Consider the following 21,152-nt stretch of genomic DNA (forward strand, 5'->3'; position numbering starts at 1 on the left):
GGCGAAGGGCACGGACCCTTCGCCTTTTTTAAGCGTTTACGCGCCGACTACGATCGGCTTCGCCAGAGGCGGGACGGCGGCGCTTGCAGGCGCGATACCGGCTTCGAACTCTGGACGGAAGTATTTGATGGCACTGCCCAACGGCTCCACGGCACCCGGTGCGTGAGCACAGAAGGTCTTGCCCGGGCCGAGGAAGTTGACCAGACCCAGCAGGGTCTCGATGTCGCCTGGCTGGCCGCGACCTTGTTCGATCGCCATCAGCAGCTTGACGCTCCATGGCAAACCATCACGGCAAGGGGTGCAGAAACCACAGGATTCGCGAGCGAAGAACTGCTCCATGTTGCGCAGCAGGGACACCATGTTGACGCTGTCGTCCACCGCCATGGCCAGGCCGGTACCCATACGGGTGCCAACCTTGGCGATGCCGCCGGCGTACATTTGTGCGTCGAGGTGTTCAGGCAACAGGAAACCGGTACCGGCGCCGCCTGGCTGCCAGGCTTTCAGCTTGAAGCCGTCGCGCATGCCGCCGGCGTAGTCTTCGAACAGCTCGCGACCGGTCACGCCGAATGGCAGTTCCCACAGGCCAGGGTTCTTGACCTTGCCGGAGAAGCCCATGAGCTTGGTGCCCATGTCTTCGCTGCCGTCGCGGGCCAACGATTTGTACCAGTCCACGCCGTCGGCGATGATCGCCGGCACGTTGCACAGGGTTTCAACGTTGTTCACGCAGGTCGGCTTGCCCCACACGCCAACGGCGGCAGGGAAGGGTGGCTTGGAGCGCGGGTTGGCGCGGCGACCTTCGAGGGAGTTGATCAGTGCGGTTTCTTCACCGCAGATGTAACGCCCGGCGCCGGTGTGGACGAACAACTCGAAATCGAAGCCGCTGCCCAGAATGTTCTTGCCCAGCAGGCCCGCTGCCTTGGCTTCTTCCACGGCACGGTTCAGGTGCTTGGCGGCGGTGGTGTACTCGCCCCGCAGGAAGATGTAGCCACGGTAGGTTTTCAGCGCGCGGGCACTGATCAGCATGCCTTCGATCAGCAGATGGGGCAGTTGCTCCATCAGCATGCGGTCTTTCCAGGTGTTCGGCTCCATTTCATCCGCGTTGCACAGCAGGTAGCGGATGTTGATGGATTCGTCCTTTGGCATCAGGCCCCACTTCACGCCAGTGGGGAAGCCTGCACCGCCGCGACCCTTGAGGCCGGCGTCTTTCACGGTCTGGACGATGGCGTCCTGATCCATGTCGGCGAAGGCCTTGCGCGCAGCGGCGTAACCGTTCTTGGCCTGGTACTCGTCGAGCCACACGGCTTCGCCGTCGTCACGCAGGCGCCAGGTCAGCGGGTGAGTCTCGGCCGAACGCTGGATGCGGTTGGCCGGGCCGAAAGAAGTCAGGGTCATACGTAGCCCTCGAGCAGTTTGGCGACGCCGGCAGGCTGGACATCGCCAAAGGTGTCGTCATCGATCATCAGCGCCGGTGCCTTGTCGCAGTTGCCGAGGCAGCAGACCGGCAGCAGGGTGAAACGACCGTCGGCGGTGGTCTGGCCCAGGCCGATACCCAGGTTGTTCTGGATCTCGCTGACCACCGACTCGTGGCCGCCGATGTAGCAGACCATGCTGTCGCAGACGCGAATGATGTGACGGCCGACCGGCTGACGGAAGATCTGGCTGTAGAACGTGGCCACGCCTTCAACATCGCTGGCCGGGATGCCGAGGATCTCGCCGATGGCGTACAGAGCGCCGTCCGGCACCCAGCCGCGTTCCTTCTGAACGATCTTCAGGGCTTCGATCGACGCCGCGCGCGGGTCTTCGTAGTGATGCAGCTCGTGCTCGATGGCCGAGCGCTCGGTTTCACTCAGGGTGAAACGGTCTGTCTGGATAAGCGTGCTGTTCATGCTTAGCGGTCCACGTCGGCCATAACGAAATCGATACTACCCAGGTACGCAATCAGGTCCGCGACCATGCTGCCTTTGATCACCGAAGGGATCTGTTGCAGATGCGGGAAGCTCGGAGTACGGATCCGGGTACGGTAGCTCATGGTGCCGCCGTCGCTCGTCAGGTAATAACTGTTGATGCCCTTGGTCGCTTCGATCATCTGGAAGGATTCGTTGGCCGGCATGACCGGGCCCCACGAAACCTGCAGGAAGTGCGTGATCAAGGTTTCGATGTGCTGCAGCGTGCGCTCTTTCGGCGGCGGCGTGGTCAGCGGGTGATCCGCCTTGTACGGGCCTTCCGGCATGTTGCGCAGGCACTGGTCGATGATCTTGACGCTCTGGCGCATCTCTTCGACGCGAACCATGCAGCGGTCGTAGGCATCGCCGTTGGCAGCCAGCGGTACTTCGAACTCGAAGTTCTCGTAGCCGGAGTACGGACGCGCTTTACGCAGGTCGAAGTCGCAACCGGTGGAACGCAGGCCGGCACCGGTGACGCCCCATTCCAGGGCCTCTTTGGTGTTGTACTGGGCAACGCCGATGGTACGACCCTTGAGGATGCTGTTCTGCAGGGCAGCCTTGGTGTATTCGTCGAGGCGCTTTGGCAGCCATTCAACGAAGTCCTTCACCAGTTTTTCCCAGCCGCGTGGCAGGTCGTGGGCGACGCCACCGATGCGGTACCAGGCCGGGTGCAGACGGAAACCGGTGATGGCTTCGATCACCGTGTAGGCCTTCTGGCGGTCGGTGAAGGTGAAGAACACCGGGGTCATGGCGCCGACGTCCTGGATGTAGGTACCCAGGAACAGCAGGTGGCTGGTGATACGGAAGAACTCGGCCATCATGATGCGGATGACGTCGACCTTCTCTGGCACCTTGATGCCGGCCAGCTTCTCGACCGAGAGCACGTACGGCAGGTTGTTCATCACGCCGCCGAGGTAGTCGATACGGTCGGTGTACGGAATGAAGCTGTGCCAGGACTGACGCTCGGCCATCTTCTCGGCGCCACGGTGGTGGTAACCGATGTCCGGAACGCAGTCGACGATCTCTTCACCGTCCAGTTGCAGGATGATGCGGAACGCACCGTGAGCCGAAGGGTGGTTCGGACCCAGGTTGAGGAACATGTAGTCCTCGTTCGCCCCGGAACGCTTCATGCCCCAGTCTTCAGGACGGAAGCGCGCGGCTTCTTCCTCAAGCTGTTGCTTGGCCAGGTTCAGGCTGAACGGATCGAATTCGGTGGCGCGCGCCGGGAAGTCCTTGCGCAGCGGGTGACCTTCCCAGGTCGGCGGCATCATGATGCGCGACAGGTGCGGGTGACCTTTGAAGTCGATGCCGTACATGTCCCAGACTTCACGCTCGTACCAGTTGGCGTTCGGCCAGATGCTGGTGACGGTCGGCAAGCTGAGGTCGCTCTCGGACAAGGCGACCTTGATCATCACGTCACTATTACGTTCCAGCGACATGAGGTGATAGAACACGGTGAAATCGGCACCGCTCGGCAGCCCTTGACGCTTGGTGCGCAGACGCTCGTCCACGCCGTGCAGGTCATAGAGCATGACGTACGGCTTGGGCAGGTTGCGCAGGAAGGTCAGGACTTCGACGAGCTTGGCGCGCGCCACCCACAGCACCGGCATGCCGGTGCGGGTCGGCTGAGCGGTGAACGCTTCGGCGCCAAAACGGTTGTTCAGTTCGACGACCACATCCTGGTCGTCTGCCTTATAAGGCGGGATGTACAGAGCACTGCCTGTAGTCATGGTTATTTTTTCGCTTTCGGTCAACGTAAAGAATGAAGCCAGCTTCTCGTTTCTTTGAAACAGACTGGATCAGACTTCGTCAGGGCTGCGCAGGTTGGTGACTGCGATTCGCTGTTCGCGGCGCTGTTCCTTCTGCGAAGGCATGTCGGCGCGATAAACGCCTTGATCGCCAACGACCCAGGAAAGTGGGCGACGCTCCTGGCCAATGGATTCCTGCAACAGCATCAAGCCTTGCAGAAATGCTTCTGGACGGGGCGGGCAGCCAGGTACGTAGACGTCAACGGGCAGGAACTTGTCCACCCCCTGAACCACGGAGTAGATGTCGTACATGCCGCCGGAGTTGGCGCACGAACCCATCGAGATCACCCACTTGGGCTCGAGCATCTGCTCGTACAGGCGCTGAATGATCGGCGCCATCTTGATGAAGCAGGTCCCGGCGATAACCATGAAGTCGGCCTGACGCGGTGATGCCCGGATAACTTCGGCGCCGAAGCGCGCGATGTCGTGGGGCGCCGTGAAGGCGGTGGTCATTTCCACGTAGCAGCACGACAGACCGAAGTTGTACGGCCACAGGGAGTTCTTACGTCCCCAGTTGACCGCGCCACTCAGCACGTCTTCCAGCTTGCCCATGAAAATGTTTTTGTGGACTTGATCTTCTAACGGATCGGAAACGGTTTCCCGCTGGCCGATCGGATACTGCTCGTTAGGAGCATCGGGGTCGATTCTGGTGAGATTGTATTGCATTGCCAAAGCCTCATTGTTTCAGCTTCGCCTGCCGCTTGCGACGAGCTTCCGGAGCCCAGTCAAGGGCGCCCACTCGGAACAGGTAGACAAGACCTGCCAACAGAATTGCTATGAAAACGAGAGCTTCGACGAATCCGGTCCAGCCGCTTTCGCGGACGGACACAGACCATGCAAAGAGAAAGAGGGCTTCGATATCGAAGATCACGAACAGCATCGCGACCAGATAGAATTTGGCTGAGAGCCGCAAGCGGGCGCCACCGGTAGGTAGCATGCCGGACTCGAACGGTTCGTTTTTGCTGCGGCCCCAGGCTTTTGACCCGAGGAGGCTGGAGACGCCGAGCATGAAGGCACACAGGCCGACTACACCCAGAAGGAAAATGGCAAAGCCCCAGTTGTGGGCCATGAGTCCTGTCGCTTCGGGCATGCTGGAAATCCTTAACAGAGAGCAAAGGTCTCTGAGCTTGATAAAGAAATAAGGCAGTGACGATATGTCGCAGCAATCAATCGCGCTGATTTTATGGCTAAACACCCTGCAAGTAAAATTCCTATAGCGAAATTATTTATTGGAATAAGGACATAGCGCACCTCGAAGGGCCCGCAGCCCATGCGTAGCGGGCATTAGCCGGGATTTCACGAATTATGTTTTGTAGGAAATGTAACGAACATAGTTGCCGCTAAATGATAATTGATATCGTTTGGAGTGGTTTGGTAACTGTTTAACGGGTCAGTAGTTGGGAAGTTGTCTTATATGCGCGTTACTGCAAGTAGCGGCGGCGCCCGTTTTAGCCGATTTTTGCGATGCGGATACCGCTCTGGATCAATGTTTTGCCTGACAGGTTGTGCCAATTCCTGAGGCGCCCGGAAAACCGCAGGCAAAAAAAACGCCCCGAACCAGTCGGGGCGTCAGTTTTTCGGCAATGCGGTTAGCTTTCTATACGGTCCGCAAAGGCCGTTCGCTCAGGCGAAGTCGATCAGTGGAACTGTTCTTCTTCGGTCGAACCGGTCAGCGCGGTCACCGAGGACGTGCCGCCCTGAATCACGGTGGTCATGTCATCGAAGTAGCCGGTGCCCACTTCCTGCTGGTGAGCCACGAAGGTGTAACCCTTGGCGGCGTCAGCGAATTCCTGCTCTTGCAGCTTCACGTAGGCAGTCATGTCGTTGCGGGCGTAGTCGTGCGCCAGGTTGAACATGCTGTGCCACATGTTGTGAATGCCGGCCAGGGTGATGAACTGGTGCTTGTAACCCATGGCGGACAGTTCGCGCTGGAACTTGGCGATGGTCGCGTCGTCCAGGTTTTTCTTCCAGTTGAAGGAAGGCGAGCAGTTGTACGACAGGATCTGGTCCGGGTATTCCTTTTTGATCGCTTCGGCGAAACGACGGGCTTCGTCCAGGTCCGGCTTGGCGGTTTCGCACCAGATCAGGTCGGCGTACGGCGCGTAGGCCAGGCCGCGGGCGATTGCCTGGTCCAGACCGGCACGAACCTTGTAGAAACCTTCCTGGGTGCGGGTGCCAGTCACGAACGGCTGGTCGTACGGGTCGCAGTCGGAAGTCAGCAGGTCGGCAGCGTTGGCGTCAGTACGGGCCAGAATGATGGTCGGTACACCGGCAACGTCGGCAGCCAGACGAGCAGCGGTCAGCTTCTGCACGGCTTCCTGGGTTGGAACCAGAACCTTGCCGCCCATGTGGCCGCATTTCTTCACGGAAGCCAGCTGGTCTTCGAAGTGAACGCCGGCGGCGCCTGCTTCGATCATGCTCTTCATCAGCTCGTAGGCGTTCAGTACGCCGCCGAAACCGGCTTCGGCGTCAGCCACGATTGGCGCGAAGTAGTCGATGTAGCCTTCGTCGCCCGGGTTCTTGCCGGCTTTCCACTGGATCTGGTCGGCACGACGGAACGAGTTGTTGATGCGCTTGACCACGGTTGGAACCGAGTCCACCGGGTACAGCGACTGGTCCGGGTACATCGATTCGGCGGAGTTGTTGTCCGCAGCGACTTGCCAGCCCGACAGGTAGATTGCCTGGATACCGGCTTTGACCTGTTGTACAGCCTGGCCGCCGGTCAGGGCGCCCATGCAGTTGACGAAATCTTTCTCTGGGCGGAAGGACGGCTTGGCACCCTGGGTGACCAGGTTCCACAGTTTTTCGGCGCCCATTTTTGCAAAGGTGTGCTCTGGTTGAACCGAGCCACGCAGACGGACGACGTCAGCAGCGGAGTAATTGCGAGTCACGCCTTTCCAGCGCGGGTTTTCAGCCCAGTCTTTTTCAAGGGCTGCAATTTGCTGTTCGCGTGTCAGTGCCATGGAGATAAACCTCGTCGCGTCTTTATGAAAAGTTGTTCTGCGGTGGAAAATTCCTTGCGCTCGCTGACCAGAAGCTTAGGTGGTCAGGTCGGGTTCGGCGGGGCAGGCGACGGGATGAACGATGGGCTCGAGGGGAAGTGAGCAGGTAAAGGCGAACTGGCGGGCGCATTCGGGCGTCGTGGGCCTTTATACGAACTACAGTGTAAAGCCGGGTTACCTAATTACGCTTCCGTCCCTCGGGACAACTTCGTTCCAGTCGGCAACCTCGTCAAACACACCTTGTGGGCGGTACAGACACGAAACGGCTCGCGGGGATGGTTGCGAGCATCGCTTCGAAGGCCCTTGCCAGGGCCTCTGATTAGCGGGAGCGAGGCCATCATGCCTTCGCTTTTTTGGCTCGTCAAACGTTTTGTAGTGCTTTTTTTCAAGCACTACATCTTTCGTCTAATACGACTAATCAGTCAGTTTTTGGTGCTTTAGTCCAACGTGTCGACTTTCACCCGCAACGTCATGTCATCCCGGCCTTGAGTCGAGTAGCTGCGGGCCAGGCCCTGTTTGTCGGCCTGGGTCTGGCGGTTCACGCCGGCGAGGGTGATCCATTCGCCCAGGCGTCCGGTGACGGTTGTGTCGGTGCTTTGCACGTTCACTACATCGGGACGTTCCTGGCTCATGCGGTCACGGTTGGTACTGATGGCCAGGTGAACGGTTTCGCCGGTGACGCTGGCGGTGACGTAAAAGCCCTGTGTGACGTTGCGATATTGAGTCTGGCTGCTGTAATCGCCGTAGGAGTTGGTCTGGCTGCTGGTGATCGGCACGCTCTGGCCAACCTGGATCAGCGCCGGTGCGCCTTCGCTGGCCTGGATCTGCTGAATGCCGCCGTCACGGCTGGCAGTGCTGCGGCTGATGATCCGGGTTTGAGCGCCGTTGACCGAATAACCTTCATCGCCACGGCCGTTGTTTTCGTTGGTGTCGACCGTGATCAGCAGGCGCTTGGGCGCGGTGTCGAGCTGCGAGAGCAGGTCCTTGAGTTCTTCGATCTTGCCGGGTTCGGCCTTGACGATCAGTTGGTTGCCATAAGCGCTGACCTGGCCGTCCTTGCCAAGGAAGTCCTGAGCCACCGGCAGCATGTCGGCGCTGGTGTGGTACTTGAGGGGCACGATTTCTGTGGCTGCCATCACCGAAAAACTGCAGCCGAGCAGCAGGGTGGTGAGCAGGGTGCGTAGGGACATGTCCGTTATCTCCGCTTTCGAAAGGCTTGATATTGCCAGTTTGTCGGCCCGGGGTGGGGCAAGTTGAATCGTAGACAGCAAAACGCCCCGGCATCCGAAAATGGCAGGGCGTTTTGTGGTGTTCTGAAGGGCCTCTTCGCGAGCAAGCCCGCTCCCACATTGGATCTCTGTCGAGCACAAAATTTGTGTTCGCTGGAGGTCTCCTGTGGGAGCGAGCTTGCTCGCGAAAGGAGCGCCTCGGTATTAAGCAGAATGACGAACCATGTCGACATGCGGAATCCCTGCTTCCAGGAATTCCTCGCTGACCAGGTTGAAACCCAGGCGCTCATAGAACGCCGTGGCCTGCACCTGGGCGCTGAGCATCTGCTGCTTCAGGCCGCGAGCTTCCGCTTCGGCAATCACCGCTTGCATCAGCGCATCGCCGACCTTCAGCCCGCGCCAGTCCTTCAGCACCGAAACCCGGCCGACATGTCCATCAGGCAAGAGACGGGCGGTGCCGATCGGGAAGTCGCCTTCGAAAGCCAGGAAATGCACCGCCGTGGCGTCATCGGCGTCCCACTCAAGCTCGGGTGGAACCGATTGTTCGGCAATGAACACCGTTTCGCGAATGCGGCGGATCTCGGCGTTGTCCTTTTGCCAGTCTGCAACACGTACGCGAATCTTATTCATCGTCGGCGAACCCCAGGCTTCCCTGTTTGACCAGTTCGCACAGCAGGCCGCGACCGTCTTCGTCGCTCAGCCAGTCACCGAGGTTGTCGGTGTGCAGGGCGTCGGCAGAGCAGATCAGCTTCAGCAGTTCGCGCAGCTTGCCCGGCAGGTAACGGCTCTGGCCGCTGGCGAACAGCAGCAGATCATCATCGACGTCCGACCACGCCAGGCGCGCGCTCGGGTTGCGGATCAGGATGGCGCCGTCTTCGAGTGCTCCAAGAAGGTCTTCTTCCTCGACTTCTTCCGGGCCGACCACCAGCTCTGGATAACGCGGCTCGGTCATGTACTGGCCGAACCAGGTCAGCAGCAGGCGTTCGTCGCTCATGTGCTCGGCGAGCAGGGCTTTCAGGCGGCCGAGTGCATCGTGCTGGATCTGATGTGGATCATCGCTGACCGGCTTGGCGTCGGCGTCGGTGTAGCGCTCTTCGTCAGTCAGGAACTGGCTGAGGAAGTCGGTGAAGTGGGTCAGCACTTCAGCGGCGCTTGGTGCGCGGAAGCCGACCGAGTAGGTCATGCAGTCATCGACGGCAACGCCGCAGTGGGCCAGACGCGGCGGCAGGTAGAGCATGTCGCCCGGTTCCAGGACCCACTCTTCGGTCTCGTTGAATTCGGCGAGGATGCGCAGGTCCGCGTGTTGCAGCAGCGGGCTTTCGGAGTCGCACATCTGGCCGATTTTCCAGTTGCGCTTGCCGTGGCCTTGCAGCAGGAACACGTCGTAGTTGTCGAAGTGCGGGCCGACGCTGCCACCCGGGGCGGCGAAGCTGATCATCACGTCGTCGACGCGCCAGCTCGGCAGGAAGCGGAAGTTTTCCAGCAGCTCGCTGACTTCCGGCACGAACTGATCGACCGCCTGCACCAGCAGGGTCCACTCGCGCTCCGGCAGTTTGCTGAATTCGTCTTCGGCGAACGGGCCGCGACGCAGTTCCCATGGACGCTCGCCGTGCTCGATCACCAGGCGCGATTCAACTTCCTCTTCCAGGGCCAGGCCGGCGAGTTCGTCGGCGTCGATCGGGCTTTCGAAATCAGGAATCGCCTGACGGATCAGCAGTGGTTTTTTCTGCCAGTAATCGCGCATGAATTCGCGCGCCGTAAGACCACCCAGAAGTTGAAGAGGAATATCGGGATTCATATGTAACCTATTGAAAAAAAGCATTTTTCAGACGGGAATAAAAACGCCCGGCGCGGCCGGGCGTCTCAAACGGGTCAAGCAGTCGATCAGATGCGCTTGGCTTGCGCTACAGCGTTGCCGATGTAGTTGGCCGGGGTCAGTTGCTTGAGCTCGGCTTTCGCAGCGGCCGGCATGTCCAGGCCATCGATGAAAGTCTGCAGCGCTTCAGGGCTGATGCCCTTGCCGCGAGTCAGTTCTTTCAGCTTCTCGTACGGGTTTTCGATGTTGTAGCGGCGCATCACGGTCTGGATCGGCTCGGCCAGGACTTCCCAGCAAGCGTCCAGATCGGCAGCGATCTTGTCAGCGTTCAGCTCGAGCTTGCTGATGCCTTTGAGGCTCGCTTCGTACGCGATCACGCTGTGGGCGAAGCCGACACCGAGGTTACGCAGAACGGTGGAGTCGGTCAGGTCGCGCTGCCAGCGGGAGATCGGCAGTTTGCTCGCCAGGTGCTGGAACAGCGCGTTGGCGATGCCCAGGTTGCCTTCGGAGTTTTCGAAGTCGATCGGGTTGACCTTGTGCGGCATGGTCGACGAACCGATTTCGCCGGCGATGGTGCGCTGCTTGAAGTAGCCCAGGGAGATGTAGCCCCAGATGTCACGGTCAAAGTCGATCAGGATGGTGTTGAAGCGCGCAATGGCGTCGAACAGCTCGGCGATGTAGTCGTGCGGCTCGATCTGCGTGGTGTACGGGTTGAAGCCCAGACCCAGCTCGTCTTCGATGAAGGCGCGGGCGTTGGCTTCCCAGTCGATCTGCGGGTAGGCCGACAGGTGAGCGTTGTAGTTGCCGACAGCGCCGTTGATCTTGCCCAGCAGCGGAACGGCAGCGACCTGAGCGATCTGACGCTCGAGACGGTAAACCACGTTCGCCAGCTCTTTACCCAGGGTGGTCGGCGAAGCCGGCTGACCGTGGGTACGCGACAGCATCGGCACGTCGGCGAAGCGGATGGCCAGTTCGCGGATGGCGTTGGCAGTCTGGCGCATCAGCGGCAGCATCACGTCGTCACGGCCTTCGCGCAGCATCAGGGCGTGGGACAGGTTGTTGATGTCCTCGCTGGTGCAGGCGAAGTGGATGAATTCGCTGACCTTGGCCAGCTCTGGCAGCTTGGCCGCTTGCTCTTTGAGCAGGTATTCGATCGCTTTTACGTCGTGGTTGGTGGTGCGCTCGATCTCTTTCACGCGCTCGGCGTGCTCCAGCGAGAAGTTTTCGGCCAGTTCATTCAGAACGGCGTTGGCTTCGGCGGAGAAGGCTGGCACTTCCGGGATGCCGGCGTGAGCGGCCAGGCGCTGGAGCCAGCGCACTTCAACCAGAACGCGGGCACGGATCAGACCGTACTCGCTGAAAATTGGGCGCAGGGCCTGGGTTTTGCCGGCGTAGCGGCCGTCAACAGGGGAAACCGCAGTGAGCGAAGAGAGCTGCATGGGGTGTTCTCGGACAGTCGGGCAACGAAATGGGGCGCGTATCATACATGAAAAAATCCGCCGGTCCGTCGCCAACTGACCGGCGTATTACGCGTTACAGACTACAAAGCTTTTATTGCGCGGCGATTTACTCGCTGCGCATCAACGGATACAGCTCTTTGAGCAATTTGCGTCGGCTCACGACCAGCTGCCAGCGATGGCCGCCGAGCTGACGCCACAGGCGTGCCGAACGAATGCCGGCGAGCAGCAGGGCACGGATCTTCGAGGCGTTGCTCGGTTGCTGCAGGTTGCGCATGTCGCCATGCACCTGAATGCGTTGGCGCAGCGTGCTCAGGGTGTCCTGATACAGCGCACCGCAGGCCGCGATCACGTTTTCGTGGGCCGGGCCGAAATGCTCGACCTGCGACTGGATCTGCGGCAAGCGCTTGCCGATCACGTCGAGCATGTCGTTGCGCTTGGCCAGTTGTCGCTCAAGGCCGAGCATCGACAGGGCGTAGCGCAGCGGTTCGCGCTGCAAGGTGCTCGGGTCGCGCTCGAGGGCGCCGATCAGCGCGCGGTAACCCTCGCGCAGGTTGATGTCGTCGCCGCCGTAAACATCCAGCGTGTCTTTCGGGTCGCGAACCAGCAGGCTGCCGAGCATGCAGCTCAGGCCGGCCTCGTTGGTCTGACCGGTCTTGGCGATCCGGTCGACCAGCACGGCGGCGAGAAACACGCCGCCCAGAGCGGTCAATTGCTCCTGAGTCGGGCTCATGCCTGGCCGCTCCACGGCTCGGCGACTTCGATCACGCCGCCACCGAGGCAGATTTCACCGTCATAGAACACCACCGACTGGCCCGGCGTGACCGCGCGTTGCGGCTCGTCGAACACGGCGCGATAGCCTGTTTCGGTTTTCTCAAGGGTGCAGGCCTGATCGCTCTGGCGATAACGAACCTTGGCGGTCAGGCGCAGCGGCTGGCTCAGGTCGATCGGGTTGACCCAATAGATTTCCGAAGCGAGCAGGGCGCTGGAGAACAGCCACGGATGGTTGTTGCCCTGGCCGACGATCAGCTCGTTGGTGTCCAGATCCTTGCGAAGCACGTACCACGGCTCGTCGCCGGCGTCTTTCAGGCCACCGATGCCCAGGCCCTGACGCTGGCCGATGGTGTGGTACATCAAACCGTGGTGGCGGCCGATGACTTCGCCTTCGGTAGTCTTGATCTCGCCCGGTTGCGCCGGCAGGTATTGCTTGAGGAAATCGCTGAAGCGACGCTCGCCGATGAAGCAGATCCCGGTGGAATCCTTCTTCTTGGCGGTCGCCAGTTCGTATTTCTCGGCAATTGCACGGACTTCCGGTTTTTCCAGCTCGCCGACCGGGAACAGGGTCTTGGCGATCTGTTCGCCGCCGACGGCGTGCAGGAAGTAGCTCTGATCCTTGTTCGGATCCAGGCCCTTGAGCAGTTCGGTGCGGCCATCGATGTCGCGGCGGCGCACGTAGTGGCCGGTGGCGATCAGGTCGGCGCCGAGCATCATGGCGTAGTCGAGGAACGCCTTGAACTTGATCTCGCGGTTGCACAGGATGTCCGGGTTCGGCGTGCGGCCGGCTTTGTATTCGGCCAGGAAGTGCTCGAACACGTTGTCCCAGTACTCGGCGGCGAAGTTGGCGGTGTGCAGCTTGATACCGATCTTGTCGCACACGGCCTGAGCATCCGCCAGATCGTCCATGGCGGTGCAGTATTCCGTTCCGTCGTCTTCTTCCCAGTTCTTCATGAACAGGCCTTCCACCTCATAACCCTGCTCGATCAGCAGGAGAGCGGAAACGGAAGAGTCCACGCCGCCGGACATGCCGACAATGACGCGCTTCTTGGATGTGTCAGAAGGGGCTGGATCACGCATAGGGATTCAATGAGTGTCTTGAAAAAGGACGCGATTCTATCAGGCTCACGGCCTCAAGGCTAAAGGGAAGGGCGGATCAGTTCGAGGCCGAAGCGATTGCCGGCCAGATAATCATCGATGCAACGGATGATCAGCTCGCTGCGCCAGTGCTCGCGCTGCTCGATTAATTCCTCGCGGGTCAGCCACTTGGCGCCGACGATGCCGTCGTCCAGTTGGTAATCCGGGTGATGTTTCACGGCTTTGGCGCTGAAGCACACGCGCTGGTAAGTCACGCCGTTGCTCGGGGCGGTGTACAGATAAATCCCGATCACGGCGGTGGGCTCGACGTCCCAGCCGGTTTCTTCGAGGGTTTCGCGCACGGCGGCTTCGATCAGGGTTTCGTCCGGATCCAGATGGCCAGCGGGCTGATTGAGCACGTTACGCCCGGCCTTGTGTTCCTCGACCATCAGGAAACGACCGTTGTCCTCGACGATGGTGGCGACAGTGATGTGGGGGAGCCATTGCATTGATTGAATCTCCTGGGCGAAAGACAGAAACACAAACCCCGGCGCATGGCCGGGGTTTGTGATGTTCCCTTTACAACCTTATACCAGCGCAGCGATGGCCGCGTTGAGGGTTGCGCTTGGGCGCATGGCCTTGCTGATCAGCTCGGCATCGGCGTGGTAGTAACCGCCGATGTCCACTGGCTTGCCTTGAACGGCGTTGAGCTCGGCGACGATGGTCGCTTCGTTCTCGGTCAGGGTTTTGGCCAGAGTCGCGAACTGCGCTTGCAGTGCAGCGTCTTCGGTCTGGGCGGCCAGGGCTTGTGCCCAGTACATCGCCAGGTAGAAGTGGCTGCCGCGGTTGTCGATGTTGCCGACTTTGCGCGATGGCGACTTGTTGTTGTCGAGGAACTGGCCGGTGGCCTGGTCCAGGGTCTTGGACAGAACCAGCGCTTTCGGGTTGTTGTAGTTCACACCCAGGTGCTCGAGAGAAGCGGCCAGGGCCAGGAATTCACCCAGCGAATCCCAGCGCAGGAAGTTCTCTTCCACCAGTTGCTGCACGTGCTTCGGAGCCGAACCGCCGGCGCCGGTTTCGAACAGGCCACCGCCGTTCATCAGCGGCACGATCGACAGCATCTTGGCGCTGGTGCCCAGTTCCATGATCGGGAACAGGTCGGTCAGGTAGTCACGCAGTACGTTGCCGGTCACCGAAATGGTGTCCTTGCCTTCGCGGGTGCGCTGCAGGGTGTACTTCATGGCATCGACCGGCGCCATGATCTGGATGTCCAGACCGGCGGTGTCGTGATCCTTCAGGTAAGCCTGAACCTTCTCGATCACAACGCCGTCGTGGGCGCGCATCGGGTCCAGCCAGAAAATCGCTGGAGTTGCGCTTGCACGAGCACGGTTGACGGCCAGTTTGACCCAGTCCTGGATCGGCGCGTCTTTGGTCTGGCACATGCGGAAGATGTCGCCGGCTTCAACAGCCTGTTCCATCAGCAGGGCGCCTTTGCTGTCGGTTACGCGAACCACGCCGTCGGCCTTGATCTGGAAGGTCTTGTCGTGGGAGCCGTATTCTTCAGCCTTTTTAGCCATCAGGCCAACGTTTGGCACGCTGCCCATGGTGGTCGGATCGAAAGCGCCATTGGCTTTGCAATCTTCGATCACGGCCTGGTAGATGGTGGCGTAGCAGCGATCCGGGATCACGGCCTTGGTGTCGTGCAGCTGGCCGTCGGTGCCCCACATCTTGCCGGAGTCACGGATCATGGCCGGCATCGAAGCGTCGACGATAACGTCGCTCGGCACGTGCAGGTTGGTGATGCCTTTGTCGGAGTTGACCATCGCCAGCGACGGACGAACGGCGTAGACCGCCTGTACGTCAGCTTCGATCTGGGCTTGCTGCTCGGCCGGCAGGGATTTGATGCGGGCGTACAGGTCGCCGATGCCGTTGTTCAGGTTGAAGCCGATCTCGGCCAGCACGTCGGCGTGCTTGGTCAGGGCGTCTTTATAGAACTCGGCAACGATCTGGCCGAACATGATCGGGTCGGAAACCTTCATCATGGTGGCTTTCAGGTGAACCGACAGCAGCACGCCTTGTTGCTTGGCGCTGTCGATTTCAGCGGCGATGAACGCGCGCAGTGCCTTTTTGCTCATCACGGAGCAGTCGAGGATCTCGCCCGCCTGAACGGTGGTTTTTTCTTTCAGGACGGTAGCGGTGCCGTCTTTGGCGATCAGCTCGATCTTCACGGCGTCAGCGGCGTCGATCAGGGCAGCTTTTTCGCTGCCGTAGAAATCGCCGGTGCTCATGTGAGCGACGTGGGACTTGGAGTCCTTGGCCCAGGCGCCCATTTTGTGCGGGTGCTTGCGAGCGTAGTTCTTGACCGACAGCGGAGCGCGACGGTCGGAGTTGCCTTCACGCAGAACCGGGTTCACGGCGCTGCCCTTGACCTTGTCGTAACGCGCCTTGGCATCTTTGTCGGCGTCGCTGGTCACGGTTTCCGGGTAGTCCGGCAGGTTGTAACCCTGGGCTTGCAGTTCTTTGATCGCGGCTTGCAGTTGCGGAACCGAGGCGCTGATGTTCGGCAGCTTGATGATGTTGGCTTCAGGCGTAACGGCCAGGTCGCCCAGTTCGGCGAGGTGGTCGGCTACGGCTTTGTCGCCCAGTTGCTCGGGGAAGCTGGCCAGAATACGTGCTGCAAGAGAGATATCGCGGGTTTCCACGGCGATATCGGCCGAGGCGGTGTAAGCCTCGATGATCGGCAGCAGGGAATAGGTGGCGAGGGCTGGAGCTTCGTCGGTGAAGGTATAGATGATCTTCGAGCGGGTGGGCATATTCGGATTAACTCTCTCTTCTTTGCTAAAGCGTGCGCAGAAACTCGAGGGGCGCCGGGTAAGCGCGTTCGTTCAAAGTCATCCATGAACCGAATGTCGAGAATCTTCGCGGTGATGTTGGGTGCATCAGTAGAGCGTCAAGCAGTCGGACTGCGGTAACAACCCGACCAATCAGGCGGAAAGTCTCGTGCTAGAGAGGCCAGCCGTCGTGACCCTTTGGTCAGCGGGCGGCATTATACATAGGTAGCTGGCAATCTGCCGATGGTTCATATGCAACGATTCTCGTCCATTGGTCTAAAGGTCGCAGGGCGGGGTGGGGCGTAGAGTCGCCGTGAATGCTTGAGATTGGCGCTTTTCCCTTTGCTTTCAGGCTTGTACGAAACGAGATGTGGTCGCGCCCGGAACAGAGGGTTTGCGTGTTGATTCAACTGGGTTACGCTCGAACCAAGCCAGATGTTCAATCCAAACAATGGAGTTCAGCATGGGTTACAAGAAGATTCAGGTTCCAGCCGTCGGCGACAAAATCACCGTCAACGCAGACCATTCTCTCAATGTCCCTGATAACCCGATCATTCCCTTCATTGAAGGTGACGGCATTGGCGTCGACGTCAGCCCTGTGATGATCAAAGTGGTTGATGCTGCCGTAGAAAAAGCCTACGGGGGCAAGCGCAAGATTTCCTGGATGGAGGTTTATGCTGGCGAAAAAGCAACTCAGGTTTATGACCAGGACACCTGGCTGCCCCAGGAAACCTTGGACGCCGTTAAAGATTACGTCGTTTCCATCAAAGGCCCGCTGACCACTCCGGTCGGTGGCGGCATCCGTTCCCTCAACGTTGCCCTGCGCCAACAGCTCGATCTCTATGTCTGCCTGCGCCCTGTGGTGTGGTTCGAAGGCGTACCGAGCCCGGTGAAAAAGCCTGGCGACGTCGACATGGTGATCTTCCGCGAGAACTCCGAAGACATTTATGCCGGTATCGAATGGAAAGCCGGCTCCCCTGAAGCCACCAAGGTCATCAAATTCCTGAAAGAAGAAATGGGCGTCACCAAGATCCGTTTCGACCAGGACTGCGGCATCGGCATCAAGCCGGTTTCGAAAGAAGGCACCAAGCGTCTGGTGCGCAAGGCCCTGCAATACGTGGTGGACAACGACCGCAAGTCGCTGACCATCGTGCACAAGGGCAACATCATGAAATTCACCGAAGGTGCCTTCAAGGACTGGGGCTACGAGGTGGCGAAGGAAGAATTCGGCGCCGAGCTGCTCGATGGCGGCCCATGGATGAAATTCAAGAACCCGAAAACCGGCCGCGAAGTCGTCGTCAAGGACGCCATCGCCGACGCCATGCTCCAGCAGATCCTGCTGCGTCCGGCCGAATACGATGTGATCGCCACCCTCAACCTCAACGGTGACTACCTGTCCGACGCCCTGGCGGCGGAAGTGGGCGGTATCGGTATCGCGCCGGGTGCCAACCTGTCCGACACCGTGGCCATGTTCGAGGCGACCCACGGTACTGCGCCGAAATATGCCGGCAAGGACCAGGTCAATCCGGGTTCGGTGATTCTGTCGGCGGAGATGATGCTGCGCCACCTGGGCTGGACCGAGGCGGCCGACCTGATCATCAAGGGCACCAATGGCGCCATCAAGGCCAAGACCGTGACCTACGACTTCGAACGTCTGATGGAAGGCGCCACACTGGTGTCTTCTTCGGGCTTCGGTGAAGCGCTGATCAAGCACATGTAAGAGCGGCAGGTGCAACGAAACCGCCCGGCTCGAGTGATCGAGCCGGGCGGTTTGTTTTCTGGCAGGTGTTCGGGTCGCTTCAGCTGGTCACCGATTGGTGCTGAGCGGCTGCCGAAGCGGCATCTTTTGCGGCTTCGACATTCTGAATTTTTGTGGCATGCAAGCCTTTGGGCCCTTGCACAATGTCGAATTTGACGACTTGCCCGGCTTTGAGGGTTTTGTATCCGTCCATTTCAATGGCGGAATAGTGGGCAAAGAAATCGATCTCCTTGCCGTCCTCGTCCTTCCCTTCGTGGGTGTCGGTGTTGATGAAACCGAACCCCTTGGCATTGTTGAACCATTTCACCTTGCCGACAGCCATGCTCAAATCCCTCTGCAACAGTCTCCATCGCTGGAGTATCATCCAATTCATCCGCAGTCGAATCCGTTAAAAAGATTGACTCCGCGGATCTTTTTTCCCCACTGTGGGTTCTATTGGTTGTAACACCGTTTTCCCGATAGTCAAGGTGACCGGGCAGTCGGAGTTGAAAACGTGTCAAGCCGCCCCCACCACTGTATTTGCACAACTGACGAACCTTTCTTTCCATGCATGCAATCAGCCAGATTCGACTAACATTCAATCAGGATCGCCCGCTTCTCCAAAAGGATCTTCCACAGGAGCACGACGACGATTCGGCAGGCGTTGCTGTTCAGGAAGCAAAGCCTGCGTTACAGGCGCCGCCGATGTACAAGGTGGTTTTGTTTAATGATGACTACACACCGATGGATTTCGTCGTCGAAGTGCTCGAGGTGTTTTTTAACCTGAATCGCGAGCTGGCGACCAAGGTCATGCTGGCCGTCCACACAGAAGGGCGGGCAGTATGTGGAGTGTTTACCCGCGACATCGCCGAGACAAAGGCCATGCAGGTCAACCAGTACGCCAGGGAAAGCCAGCATCCGCTACTCTGTGAAATCGAGAAGGACGGTTAATCGCCGACCACTTGGGTATGAGGTGAAGCTATGTTAAACCGCGAGCTCGAAGTCACCCTCAATCTTGCCTTCAAGGAGGCACGTTCGAAGCGTCATGAATTCATGACCGTCGAACACCTGCTGCTGGCCCTATTGGACAATGAGGCTGCCGCCACCGTATTGCGTGCCTGCGGCGCAAACCTCGACAAACTCAAGCACGACCTGCAGGAGTTCATCGACTCCACCACGCCACTGATCCCCGTCCATGACGAGGATCGCGAAACCCAGCCAACCCTGGGCTTCCAGCGTGTGCTGCAACGTGCTGTCTTTCATGTACAGAGCTCGGGCAAGCGCGAAGTAACCGGCGCCAACGTGCTGGTTGCAATCTTCAGTGAGCAAGAGAGTCAGGCGGTGTTCCTGCTGAAACAGCAGAGCGTTGCACGCATTGATGTCGTCAACTATATCGCTCACGGCATTTCCAAAGTGCCGGGGCATGGCGATCACTCTGAAGGTGAACAAGATATGCAGGACGACGAGGGCGGTGAGTCTTCTTCTTCAGGCAATCCGCTGGACGCTTATGCCAGCAACCTCAACGAACTCGCGCGCCAGGGCCGGATCGATCCGCTGGTCGGGCGTGAAACGGAAGTCGAGCGTGTCGCGCAGATTCTCGCGCGCCGTCGCAAGAACAATCCGCTGCTGGTGGGCGAGGCTGGCGTGGGTAAAACCGCGATTGCCGAAGGCCTGGCCAAGCGCATTGTCGACAACCAAGTGCCGGACCTGCTGGCCAACAGCGTCGTTTACTCCCTCGATCTGGGCGCTCTGCTCGCGGGCACCAAGTATCGCGGTGATTTCGAGAAGCGCTTCAAGGCGCTGCTCAACGAACTGAAAAAACGTCCGCAGGCGATCCTGTTCATCGACGAGATCCACACCATCATCGGTGCGGGTGCTGCGTCGGGTGGCGTCATGGATGCCTCGAACCTGCTCAAACCGCTGCTGTCGTCTGGCGACATTCGCTGCATCGGCTCGACCACGTTCCAGGAATTCCGTGGCATCTTCGAAAAAGACCGTGCCCTGGCGCGTCGCTTCCAGAAGGTCGATGTCGTCGAGCCGTCGGTGGAAGACACCATCGGTATCCTGCGCGGCCTGAAAGGGCGTTTCGAACAGCATCACAACATCGAATACAGCGATGAGTCGCTGCGCGCCGCTGCGGAACTGGCTTCGCGCTACATCAATGACCGGCACATGCCGGACAAGGCCATCGACGTGATCGACGAAGCGGGCGCCTACCAGCGTCTGCAACCGGTCGAGAAGCGTGTGAAACGCATCGAAGTGCCTGAGGTCGAGGACATCGTTGCGAAAATCGCGCGGATTCCGCCGAAGCATGTCACCAGCTCCGACAAGGAATTGCTGCGTAACCTCGAGCGTGACCTGAAGCTGACGGTGTTCGGTCAGGACGCGGCGATCGATTCGCTGTCGACTGCGATCAAACTGTCCCGTGCCGGTCTCAAGTCGCCTGACAAGCCTGTCGGCTCGTTCCTGTTCGCAGGGCCGACCGGTGTCGGTAAAACCGAAGCCGCGCGTCAATTGGCCAAGGCGTTGGGGATCGAACTGGTGCGCTTCGACATGTCCGAGTACATGGAGCGTCACACCGTGTCGCGTCTGATCGGTGCGCCTCCGGGGTATGTCGGTTTCGACCAGGGCGGTCTGTTGACCGAAGCGATCACCAAGCAACCGCATTGCGTATTGCTGCTCGATGAAATCGAGAAGGCGCATCCGGAAGTCTTCAACCTGCTGCTGCAGGTGATGGACCACGGCACGCTGACCGACAACAACGGGCGCAAGGCGGACTTCCGCAACGTGATCGTGATCATGACCACTAACGCCGGTGCTGAAACGGCGGCACGTGCTTCGATCGGTTTCACCCATCAGGACCACTCGTCCGATGCGATGGAAGTGATCAAGAAGAGCTTCACGCCGGAATTCCGCAACCGTCTGGATACCATCATTCAGTTTGGTCGCCTCAGTCATGAGGTCATCAAAAGCGTGGTGGACAAGTTCCTTACCGAGCTTCAGGCGCAGCTGGAAGACAAGCGCGTGCTTCTGGAAGTTACGGATGCGGCGCGCAGCTGGCTCGCGGCCGGTGGTTACGATTCGGCCATGGGCGCTCGTCCGATGGCGCGTCTGATCCAGGACAAGATCAAGCGTCCGCTGGCGGAGGAGATTCTGTTTGGCGAGCTGGCCGAGCATGGCGGTGTGGTTCACATCGACATCAAGGATGGTGAGTTGACGTTTGACTTCGAGACCACTGCAGAAATGGCTTGATGGCTGGTAAGTGAAAAGGCGCCTTTGGGCGCCTTTTTATTGTCTGTTTGTTTGGTGTGAATATCCGTTGCTGCGGTAACGGCTTCTTAGGGTTCCGCCCTTACGGCGGGTCACTTTTGGCAAACGCCCTCTGTGTCAGGCTACCTGTCGCCCTTGTTGATTGACTCGTTCATTCAAGAGGGTGAAGGTGCATAACAATGTCCAATTTAGGCAAGCGCTACGACA

Annotated in this window: 18 protein-coding genes; 3 read left to right on the top strand and 15 right to left on the bottom strand. The window is 59.5% G+C overall.

The window, feature by feature from the left end:
* Positions 1-36 precede the first annotated feature (36 nt).
* The 14 genes from nuoF to CAF90_RS28705 form a co-directional block, all read right to left on the bottom strand.
* Entirely contained in the window at positions 37-1,392 is a 1,356-nt protein-coding gene (nuoF, locus tag CAF90_RS28640) for an NADH-quinone oxidoreductase subunit NuoF (protein ID WP_007951458.1), read from the bottom strand.
* Positions 1,389-1,886 (bottom strand): NADH-quinone oxidoreductase subunit NuoE, encoded by a 498-nt coding sequence (gene nuoE / locus CAF90_RS28645; RefSeq protein WP_003223804.1) that lies wholly within the window; start codon positions 1,884-1,886, stop codon positions 1,389-1,391. Before nuoE ends, nuoF begins: the two co-directional genes overlap by 4 nt.
* Before the next feature lie 2 nt (positions 1,887-1,888).
* On the bottom strand, positions 1,889-3,673 hold the full coding sequence (gene nuoC / locus CAF90_RS28650; RefSeq protein ID WP_007951457.1) for an NADH-quinone oxidoreductase subunit C/D: 1,785 nt from the start codon (positions 3,671-3,673) through the stop codon (positions 1,889-1,891).
* A 69-nt stretch (positions 3,674-3,742) separates the two neighbouring features.
* Positions 3,743-4,417, bottom strand: coding sequence for an NADH-quinone oxidoreductase subunit B family protein (locus CAF90_RS28655; protein WP_007951456.1), 675 nt, complete (start codon positions 4,415-4,417; stop codon positions 3,743-3,745).
* A gap of 10 nt (positions 4,418-4,427) precedes the next feature.
* Positions 4,428-4,841 (bottom strand): NADH-quinone oxidoreductase subunit A, encoded by a 414-nt coding sequence (locus CAF90_RS28660; RefSeq protein ID WP_003223812.1) that lies wholly within the window; start codon positions 4,839-4,841, stop codon positions 4,428-4,430.
* 547 nt (positions 4,842-5,388) lie between these two features.
* Positions 5,389-6,714 (bottom strand): isocitrate lyase, encoded by a 1,326-nt coding sequence (gene aceA, locus CAF90_RS28665; RefSeq protein ID WP_011334956.1) that lies wholly within the window; start codon positions 6,712-6,714, stop codon positions 5,389-5,391.
* Between the two features lie 476 nt (positions 6,715-7,190).
* Complete coding sequence (locus tag CAF90_RS28670; RefSeq protein WP_085609247.1) at positions 7,191-7,943, bottom strand: secretin N-terminal domain-containing protein; 753 nt, start codon at positions 7,941-7,943, stop codon at positions 7,191-7,193.
* 243 nt (positions 7,944-8,186) lie between these two features.
* A complete protein-coding gene (locus CAF90_RS28675; RefSeq protein WP_007951452.1) occupies positions 8,187-8,612 on the bottom strand; it encodes a GNAT family N-acetyltransferase in 426 nt (141 codons plus the stop codon).
* Positions 8,605-9,780 (bottom strand): cupin domain-containing protein, encoded by a 1,176-nt coding sequence (locus CAF90_RS28680; protein ID WP_085609248.1) that lies wholly within the window; start codon positions 9,778-9,780, stop codon positions 8,605-8,607. Before CAF90_RS28680 ends, CAF90_RS28675 begins: the two co-directional genes overlap by 8 nt.
* 86 nt (positions 9,781-9,866) lie before the next feature.
* Positions 9,867-11,237 (bottom strand): adenylosuccinate lyase, encoded by a 1,371-nt coding sequence (purB, locus tag CAF90_RS28685; RefSeq protein WP_039767413.1) that lies wholly within the window; start codon positions 11,235-11,237, stop codon positions 9,867-9,869.
* A gap of 127 nt (positions 11,238-11,364) precedes the next feature.
* Positions 11,365-11,988, bottom strand: coding sequence for a high frequency lysogenization protein HflD (gene hflD, locus CAF90_RS28690; RefSeq protein ID WP_039767411.1), 624 nt, complete (start codon positions 11,986-11,988; stop codon positions 11,365-11,367).
* Positions 11,985-13,109: a tRNA 2-thiouridine(34) synthase MnmA gene (mnmA, locus tag CAF90_RS28695; protein WP_074688946.1), complete on the bottom strand. Its 1,125-nt coding sequence runs from the start codon at positions 13,107-13,109 to the stop codon at positions 11,985-11,987. Before mnmA ends, hflD begins: the two co-directional genes overlap by 4 nt.
* A 59-nt stretch (positions 13,110-13,168) precedes the next feature.
* Positions 13,169-13,615 (bottom strand): NUDIX hydrolase, encoded by a 447-nt coding sequence (locus CAF90_RS28700; RefSeq protein WP_085609249.1) that lies wholly within the window; start codon positions 13,613-13,615, stop codon positions 13,169-13,171.
* Between the two features lie 78 nt (positions 13,616-13,693).
* The gene (locus tag CAF90_RS28705; protein WP_085609250.1) at positions 13,694-15,919 is read right to left on the bottom strand and encodes an NADP-dependent isocitrate dehydrogenase; all 2,226 of its coding nucleotides are present in this window, start codon (positions 15,917-15,919) and stop codon (positions 13,694-13,696) included.
* 481 nt (positions 15,920-16,400) lie between these two features.
* On the opposite strand from CAF90_RS28705, the gene icd reads away from it, so the two are divergent.
* Positions 16,401-17,657 carry an NADP-dependent isocitrate dehydrogenase gene (gene icd / locus CAF90_RS28715; RefSeq protein WP_007951441.1) on the top strand — a complete coding sequence of 419 codons (1,257 nt, stop codon included), beginning with the start codon at positions 16,401-16,403 and terminating at the stop codon, positions 17,655-17,657.
* A gap of 79 nt (positions 17,658-17,736) precedes the next feature.
* Here icd and CAF90_RS28720 read toward each other — a convergent pair whose 3' ends face one another.
* Positions 17,737-18,018 carry a cold shock domain-containing protein gene (locus CAF90_RS28720; protein WP_085609251.1) on the bottom strand — a complete coding sequence of 94 codons (282 nt, stop codon included), beginning with the start codon at positions 18,016-18,018 and terminating at the stop codon, positions 17,737-17,739.
* Between the two features lie 224 nt (positions 18,019-18,242).
* Here CAF90_RS28720 and clpS point away from each other — a divergent pair, with 224 nt between their 5' ends.
* The gene (gene clpS, locus CAF90_RS28725; RefSeq protein ID WP_011334948.1) at positions 18,243-18,626 is read left to right on the top strand and encodes an ATP-dependent Clp protease adapter ClpS; all 384 of its coding nucleotides are present in this window, start codon (positions 18,243-18,245) and stop codon (positions 18,624-18,626) included.
* 30 nt (positions 18,627-18,656) lie between these two features.
* The gene (clpA, locus tag CAF90_RS28730; protein ID WP_007951436.1) at positions 18,657-20,927 is read left to right on the top strand and encodes an ATP-dependent Clp protease ATP-binding subunit ClpA; all 2,271 of its coding nucleotides are present in this window, start codon (positions 18,657-18,659) and stop codon (positions 20,925-20,927) included.
* Positions 20,928-21,152 lie beyond the last annotated feature (225 nt).

This window comes from Pseudomonas sp. B37(2017) (assembly GCF_002112885.1).
Taxonomy (GTDB): domain Bacteria; phylum Pseudomonadota; class Gammaproteobacteria; order Pseudomonadales; family Pseudomonadaceae; genus Aquipseudomonas; species Aquipseudomonas paraglycinae.

Excerpts from the sequence above, each read along its gene's own strand:
- clpA (WP_007951436.1), top strand. The coding sequence starts at position 18,657 with ATGTTAAACCGCGAGCTCGAAGTCACCCTCAATCTTGCCTTCAAGGAG.
- CAF90_RS28660 (WP_003223812.1), bottom strand. The coding sequence starts at position 4,841 with ATGCCCGAAGCGACAGGACTCATGGCCCACAACTGGGGCTTTGCCATT.
- nuoE (WP_003223804.1), bottom strand. The coding sequence starts at position 1,886 with ATGAACAGCACGCTTATCCAGACAGACCGTTTCACCCTGAGTGAAACC.
- CAF90_RS28675 (WP_007951452.1), bottom strand. The coding sequence starts at position 8,612 with ATGAATAAGATTCGCGTACGTGTTGCAGACTGGCAAAAGGACAACGCC.
- hflD (WP_039767411.1), bottom strand. The coding sequence starts at position 11,988 with ATGAGCCCGACTCAGGAGCAATTGACCGCTCTGGGCGGCGTGTTTCTC.
- clpS (WP_011334948.1), top strand. The coding sequence starts at position 18,243 with ATGCATGCAATCAGCCAGATTCGACTAACATTCAATCAGGATCGCCCG.
- CAF90_RS28700 (WP_085609249.1), bottom strand. The coding sequence starts at position 13,615 with ATGCAATGGCTCCCCCACATCACTGTCGCCACCATCGTCGAGGACAAC.
- CAF90_RS28720 (WP_085609251.1), bottom strand. The coding sequence starts at position 18,018 with ATGGCTGTCGGCAAGGTGAAATGGTTCAACAATGCCAAGGGGTTCGGT.
- purB (WP_039767413.1), bottom strand. The coding sequence starts at position 11,237 with ATGCAGCTCTCTTCGCTCACTGCGGTTTCCCCTGTTGACGGCCGCTAC.
- CAF90_RS28655 (WP_007951456.1), bottom strand. The coding sequence starts at position 4,417 with ATGCAATACAATCTCACCAGAATCGACCCCGATGCTCCTAACGAGCAG.
- CAF90_RS28680 (WP_085609248.1), bottom strand. The coding sequence starts at position 9,780 with ATGAATCCCGATATTCCTCTTCAACTTCTGGGTGGTCTTACGGCGCGC.
- CAF90_RS28670 (WP_085609247.1), bottom strand. The coding sequence starts at position 7,943 with ATGTCCCTACGCACCCTGCTCACCACCCTGCTGCTCGGCTGCAGTTTT.
- icd (WP_007951441.1), top strand. The coding sequence starts at position 16,401 with ATGGGTTACAAGAAGATTCAGGTTCCAGCCGTCGGCGACAAAATCACC.
- aceA (WP_011334956.1), bottom strand. The coding sequence starts at position 6,714 with ATGGCACTGACACGCGAACAGCAAATTGCAGCCCTTGAAAAAGACTGG.
- CAF90_RS28705 (WP_085609250.1), bottom strand. The coding sequence starts at position 15,919 with ATGCCCACCCGCTCGAAGATCATCTATACCTTCACCGACGAAGCTCCA.
- nuoC (WP_007951457.1), bottom strand. The coding sequence starts at position 3,673 with ATGACTACAGGCAGTGCTCTGTACATCCCGCCTTATAAGGCAGACGAC.
- mnmA (WP_074688946.1), bottom strand. The coding sequence starts at position 13,109 with ATGCGTGATCCAGCCCCTTCTGACACATCCAAGAAGCGCGTCATTGTC.
- nuoF (WP_007951458.1), bottom strand. The coding sequence starts at position 1,392 with ATGACCCTGACTTCTTTCGGCCCGGCCAACCGCATCCAGCGTTCGGCC.